Annotated in this window: 6 protein-coding genes; 5 read left to right on the top strand and 1 reads right to left on the bottom strand. The window is 60.5% G+C overall.

From position 1 onward, the window contains the following. Nucleotides 1-319 precede the first annotated feature (319 nt). From V3W31_09165 to V3W31_09175, 3 genes are read left to right on the top strand one after another with little or no spacing between them, the layout of a single operon-like run. On the top strand, nucleotides 320-814 hold the full coding sequence (locus V3W31_09165) for a ferritin family protein (GenBank protein ID MEE9615094.1): 495 nt from the start codon (nucleotides 320-322) through the stop codon (nucleotides 812-814). Nucleotides 815-863: 49 nt separating this feature from the next. Beyond that, nucleotides 864-1,112, top strand: coding sequence for a hypothetical protein (locus V3W31_09170; GenBank protein MEE9615095.1), 249 nt, complete (start codon nucleotides 864-866; stop codon nucleotides 1,110-1,112). 32 nt (nucleotides 1,113-1,144) lie between these two features. Then, entirely contained in the window at nucleotides 1,145-2,422 is a 1,278-nt protein-coding gene (locus V3W31_09175; GenBank protein MEE9615096.1) for an aspartate aminotransferase family protein, read from the top strand. Here the strand turns inward: V3W31_09175 and V3W31_09180 are convergent. Further along, nucleotides 2,419-4,707 (bottom strand): tetratricopeptide repeat protein, encoded by a 2,289-nt coding sequence (locus V3W31_09180; protein ID MEE9615097.1) that lies wholly within the window; start codon nucleotides 4,705-4,707, stop codon nucleotides 2,419-2,421. The two genes, V3W31_09175 and V3W31_09180, sit on opposite strands and share 4 nt — an antisense overlap. A gap of 190 nt (nucleotides 4,708-4,897) precedes the next feature. Here V3W31_09180 and rpmE point away from each other — a divergent pair, with 190 nt between their 5' ends. Beyond that, a complete protein-coding gene (rpmE, locus tag V3W31_09185; protein ID MEE9615098.1) occupies nucleotides 4,898-5,110 on the top strand; it encodes a 50S ribosomal protein L31 in 213 nt (70 codons plus the stop codon). A 184-nt stretch (nucleotides 5,111-5,294) separates the two neighbouring features. Continuing rightward, nucleotides 5,295-6,082, top strand: a 788-nt coding sequence (locus V3W31_09190; GenBank protein ID MEE9615099.1) for a peptide chain release factor 1, incomplete at its 3' end; no start/stop codon positions are given.

Here is a 6,082-nt window from a genome sequence, read left to right on the forward strand (position 1 = left end):
CAACTCCCCTTCGGCGGGGTTAAGCGGAGCGGGCTCGGGGTGTGCAAGGAGGCAGGCGGACGCGGCGGGGCGCTGGACTTCTACACCACGGTAAAGGTCATCTACCGCGACTTCTCGGGAAAGCTGCAGAAGGCGCAGATAGAAACCCCATGATGGGGTTTTAAATTTAGAATCTATCGGCCGCAACACAGGTTGCTAACGTTACAGGGGATCGCACACGCGTTAACCGTGCGGCAGCACTCTTCCCTTTCCCCCGCCTTTCTGATATAATCCCCGGACCAAAACGGCCCGGACAGGAACCAACCCAACGGAGGAACAAATGGACCCGGCACACTTTTCGGCTCAAGAGATTCTCGAAATGGCGGTGGATATCGAGGAGAACGGTGAAAAGTTCTATACCGCCGCCTCGGACGCCGCGACTAACCCCAGCCTTAAGGAGCTCTTCACCTTTCTCGCCGAAGAGGAGAAGCGGCACGTAAAGTTCTTCACGTCGCTCAAGAAAGACGCCTCGGACGCCGCCCTCCCCGGCGCATTCGACCCCTACCCGGAGGAGGCCTCGCTCTACCTGAAGGCCCTTGCCGACTCGAAGGTCTTTACCGCGCCGGAGGAAGGCGGCGGCTTCGCAAAGGCCGCCGAAAACGAAACCACGGCGCTCAGCTACGCCATAGACATGGAGAAGGAATCGCTCCTATTCTACTTCGAACTCCAGAACGCCATACGCGAGAAGGACAGGAAGACCCTGGGGGAGATTATAAACGAGGAGAAGGAGCACCTGAAGAAGCTCACCGGGATGAAGATGGAGCTCTCCGGATGACTCCCCCCCCTCCCCCCCTCCCCCATTACAGTACGGAAAGGAGCGCACCATGACCGAATACGTTAAGACGTTTCCATGCTCCAAGTGCAAGCATACCACGAGCGGCCGTGGGCACCTGTGCCACCCGAACAGGGAGGCCGTGCCGTTTACGTGCGAATTCTGCGAGGAGAAGACCGACGACGTCAGGCACGTATGCCATAAGATGCTCGACTCGATCGAGTACGTCTGCAAGCAGTGCGGGCGGCTGGCGCCGTACAACTCGCTCCTCTGCGAGCCGGAGCTCATCTCTGGAGACTGAAGGGGAGACTGAAGGGTCCATACCAACCACTTATGAGCAGTGACCTTATAGAGCGGTCGAAAAAAGTCCTCACCCCCGCGCTCGTCTTCCACACCGACATCGTGGCGAAGAGGGCCGAGGGCGTATACGTCGAGGGTGCGGACGGGAAGAGGTACATGGACTTCTCCTCCGGGCTCGCCACCACCAGCCTCGGCCACTGCCACCCGGCGGTCGTCAAGGCCATAAAGGAGCAGGCCGAAAAACTCATCCACTCGGGCTGCATATTCCACTTTGACACGGTAATCGACCTGGCCGAGAAACTCGCGGAGAAGACCCCCGACACCATCGAAAAATTCTTCTTCTCCAACAGCGGTGCCGAGGCGGTCGAGGGCGCGATAAAGCTCGCCCGCTACATCACGGGCAGGCCGGGCATAGTGGCCTTCACCGGCGCCTTCCACGGCAGGACCACCGGCGCTCTCTCGCTCACCACCTCGGCGGCCAAGTACAAGAGGGGCTACCGCCCGCTCCTGCCCGCGGTCCTGCACAGCCCCTACCCCCACTGCTACAGGTGCTCGGTGGGTCAGGAGCAGGGAAACTGCTCGACCGAATGCCTCGACTACCTCGAACTAATGCTCCGCCAGCAGATAACCCCCGAGGAGGTGGCCTGCGTCATAGTAGAGCCGGTCCTCGGCGAAGGCGGCTACGCCGTTCCCCCGAAGGAGTTCATGACCCGCTTAAGGGAGCTCTGCACGACCCACGGCATACTCCTCATAGCCGACGAGGTACAGACCGGGATCGGCAGGACCGGCACATGGTTCGCCTCGGAGCAGTTCGGCATCAGCCCGGACATAATCACCATCGCCAAGGGTATAGCGTCCGGGATGCCGCTCAGCTGCGTGGGCGCGTCAAGGGAGATAATGGACAGGTGGCTGCCCGGCGCTCACGGCACCACCTTCGGCGGAAACCCGCTCTCGTGCGCCGCGGCCTGCGCCACGATCGATACCATAGAGAAGGACAACCTCCTCGATAACGTAAAAGAAGTAAGCGCATACGCCCTTGAAAGGCTCCGGGCGTTCAAGGAAGGTATATCCTCGATAGGCGACGTCCGGGGGCTCGGCTTCATGATAGGCATCGAGTTCATAAAGGAAGACGGGGAGCCCGCCCCGGAGCTCGTCGAAAAGATAATGGAGTCCTGCAAGGACGCGGGGCTCGTGCTGGTCGAGTGCGGGATGGACAAAAACGTCGTGCGCCTCATGCCGCCGCTTATCGCCACCAGAGAGAACATGGAAGAGGCCCTTACGATATTCGAAGGGGCCGTCTCCTCGCTTTAGTCCTCACCCTTCCCCCCCTTCCCCCCCTTCCTAAGCCCTTCGAGAAGCCCGCGCGCGTCCTTATCGTCGGGGGTTACCCTCAAGACCTCCTCGAACTCGGCCGCCGCTTTCCCCCTGAAGCCCTTCCGCCTGTAGGCGAGCCCGAGGTTATAGTGCGTGTCGGCTTCCTTGGCGGCGGCTTCCGGCGGGGTGAACTCAAGCGCCGCAAGGTACTCCTCTATGGCCTCGTCCACGCGTCCAAGGTTGTAGTAGGCGAGGCCGAGGTTATAGCGGGCGTCGGCGTAATCGGGCTTAAGCCTCGAGGCGGCACGGAACTCCCCCACGGCCTCCTCCATCCGGCCGGCGTTGTAGTAGGCAAGGCCGAGATGGAAGTGTACCTCTTCGCTGTCCGGCTCCTCCGCGAGGGAGAGGAGGTAGTGCCCCACGGCCCGGTCGTACCGGCCTTTCTTGACGTAGGCCCCGCCGAGATTGTTGTGGGCCGCCGCGTTACCGGGCGCGAGCTTCAACGCCTCCTCGTACTCCCTTATCGCATCGTCCACGCGCCCCATCTTCTCGTAGGCGGTCCCGAGGTTGTTCAGGGCCTCCGGGTAATACGAATAGATCAACAGGGCCTTTTTATACGCAGCTATAGCTTCCCCCGTCCGCCCGAGTTCGTCATAGGCCACCCCGAGGTTATTATAGGCCTTCGGGTAGTCCGGCCTGAGTTCCACGGCCCTTTTGAGGGCCACTATCGCCTCCTCCGGCCGCCCGAGCTCGCTATAGATCACCCCGAAGCCGTTATAGGCCTCCGGAAAATCCGGCTTGAGCTCCACGGCCCTCTTAAACTCCTCCAGCCCTTCCTCCGTACGTCCGGAATCGAGGTAGCTGCTCCCGAGGTTATTATAGCCCCTCGCCTTCTCCGGGCTCTTACGAACCACATCTTCCCAGAGCGCCGAATCGTTCTCCCAGACGAGGTTCCTCAGGCGGGCCGCCGCGCCGAGCGGCGCGGCGGTAAGGAGGAGCAGAACGCAAGTGGCGGCCGAGAGCTTTCTTATCCCCATGCGGTCGAAGCAGTAGAACACGGCGGCCGAGAAGGCAACCGCGGCCCCCACGCTCGGGAGATATAACCTGTGCTCGTTTATCACGTCCTTTATGGGAAAGATACTCGACTCGACCGAAAGGGTTATGAAAAACCACAGTATTCCAAAAGACGCCAGAAGACCGTGTGCGTGATGCGTGATGCGTGAACGTATAAGGAGATAAACGCCGAAGATTAATACGGAAAGAAGAAAGAGAAAAGACAAAAACACCTCCGGGATAAACAGCGAGTGGTAGACCGGGTAGTCGTAGTCGAGGTTCTGGTTTATCGGCAAGACAAGCAACCTCAGATACGTCACCACGACCCTCATCTGCGTCATGAGGTAGGCGTAGGGGGAAAGGGCTCCGAGGTCCTTTATCTGCTGAATCCTTATCCCCTCGTCTATGCCGTCTCCGCCCTCGCGAAGCCCCAGCTCCGGCGCGAAAAGGGTAAGCGGCACAACGGGCAAGAGCAACAGAAAAGGGACGACACGGCGCACGCTCGGCCATATACCCTTGAGGTCACGGAAGAACGCAAGCTCGTAGAGGAGGATTACGAAAGGCATCGTAAAGCTCGTCTCCTTCGTCTTCATGGCCGCCAGTGCGGCCAGCAGGGCGAGGATATAAAATGCCCACGCACCCCCACCCCCCCCACCTCCCCGGCTTTTTTCCTTTTCCGTCCACGAGAGCCGGGCCCTTGCGTAGAGGCAGAGGCCGAGGAGGTAGAAGAGCGCCAGGAGCGAGGTGAACCTCTGGGATATGTAGGTCACGGCCTGGGTCTGGACCGGATGGACGATAAAGACAAGGGCCGCAACGAGGGCGAGGAGGTATCCCGCCCGCCGGTCCACTCCTGCCCGGCGCATTGCGGGCGTCCCTAAGGTCAGGACCACGAGCCACCATACCAGCAGTCCGTTCAGGATATGGACTGAGGTGTTGACCAGGTGGTAGCCCAAAACGTCGAGCTTCCCGAAGTGGTAGTTCAGCGCGAAGGAGAGGAAGGCCAGGTATCTCGTGCCGGTCGGGGGCCAAAAACTTTCCAAGCCCCTCACCTCACGGTTACTTACGATATTGGGGGCGTCGTCGAAGTGGAACGACGCGTGGAAGGTGTTGGAGTAGACGAGGATACCGGCCGCGGCTATGAGCGCCAGCGCAAGAGCGGGCGAGGATAGCCATGGAATACCCGCCCCGCCTCCAACGGGGGTCTCTTTTCTCTCGGCTTCCCCGTCCATCTCCCTATCCCCTGCTTCTCCTCCACGCATCCGTGGAACTTACCACATAGCCGGGCCTGTTGCAATGTGAGGGCCCCCTGCCCCAAACCCCTACCCCCGGCCACAGGCCTGGGCCATGAATTTCCTTGCATTCCCTCGAAGTAGCTGTTATTATACATCTTTTAAAACCTAAGAGAAGGAGTCGCCGTAGATGAAGGAAGGTATACATCCCGAGTACGAAGTGGCGAAGTTCCACTGTGCCTGCGGGTTCGAGGTCACGACCCGCTCCACCAGGAAGGAAGTATCGGTGGAGGTCTGCTCGAACTGCCACCCCTTTTACACCGGGACGCAGAGGCTCATGGACACGGCCGGCAGGGTGGAGAAGTTCAGGCGTAAGTACGGCAAAACGGAAAAGGGAGCCTAATACCTGGAAGCCCGGCGTGAAGGTATCTCTCCCGAATTCCACCGCAAACCCTGAAACCACAGCCCCCCTCGCCGCAAAATTCCGCCACTCGTACGCCTCGAAGATATCGAGGACATGCACCGGATTCCCGAGGAAGACACCCCGGAGTGGGCACCCCTCCGTCCTCCGGCGGCCGTAAAAGACCATGATACTCAAAAAACTCGCAGAGGTAGAGAAAAGATACGATGAGCTCTCGGAGCTCATGGGCCGCCCCGAGGTCGTTTCCGACCAGGCCGCCTACCGGGACTACGCCCGGGAGCACTCCTCGCTTACCGAAACGGTAGAGACCTACCGGGGTCTCAAGAAGGTCGAGGAAGATATCGACGATAACAGGCTCATCCTCGGGGACAAAGACGAGGAGATGAAGAAGCTCGCCAAGGAGGAGTTGGCCGAACTCCAGGAGAAGAAGGAGGTGCTCACCGAGCGGCTCAAGGTGCTGCTCCTGCCGAAAGACCCCAACGACGACAAGAGCGTTCTCCTCGAGATAAGGGCCGGGGCCGGGGGGGACGAGTCCGCGCTCTTCGCCGCCGAGCTCTTCAGGATGTACTCGAGGTACGCGGAGGTGCAGGGCTGGAAGGTGGAGGTGATGAGCTCCAGCCCCACCGGGTCCAGCGGTTTCAAGGAGATAATCGCCATGGTGGATGGACGCGGGGCCTACTCGCGGCTCAAGTACGAGAGCGGAGTGCACAGGGTGCAGAGGGTGCCGGAGACCGAGAGCTCCGGCAGGCGCCATACCTCGACGGTAACGGTCGCGGTCATGCCGGAGGCCGAGGAGGTAGAGATAGAGATAAAACCGGACGAGCTCCGCACGGACACGTTCAGGGCCGGCGGCCACGGCGGGCAGAACGTGAACAAGGTGGAGACGGCGGTCAGGATCACGCACATCCCCTCGGGGATAGCGGTCTCGTGCCAGGACGAGAAGAGCCAGCACAA

The sequence above is a fragment of the Thermodesulfobacteriota bacterium genome (genome assembly GCA_036482575.1).
Classification (GTDB): Bacteria; Desulfobacterota; GWC2-55-46; order GWC2-55-46; family JAUVFY01; genus JAZGJJ01.

Excerpts from the sequence above, each read along its gene's own strand:
- V3W31_09165 (MEE9615094.1), top strand. The coding sequence starts at position 320 with ATGGACCCGGCACACTTTTCGGCTCAAGAGATTCTCGAAATGGCGGTG.
- V3W31_09170 (MEE9615095.1), top strand. The coding sequence starts at position 864 with ATGACCGAATACGTTAAGACGTTTCCATGCTCCAAGTGCAAGCATACC.
- V3W31_09175 (MEE9615096.1), top strand. The coding sequence starts at position 1,145 with ATGAGCAGTGACCTTATAGAGCGGTCGAAAAAAGTCCTCACCCCCGCG.
- V3W31_09180 (MEE9615097.1), bottom strand. The coding sequence starts at position 4,707 with ATGGACGGGGAAGCCGAGAGAAAAGAGACCCCCGTTGGAGGCGGGGCG.
- rpmE (MEE9615098.1), top strand. The coding sequence starts at position 4,898 with ATGAAGGAAGGTATACATCCCGAGTACGAAGTGGCGAAGTTCCACTGT.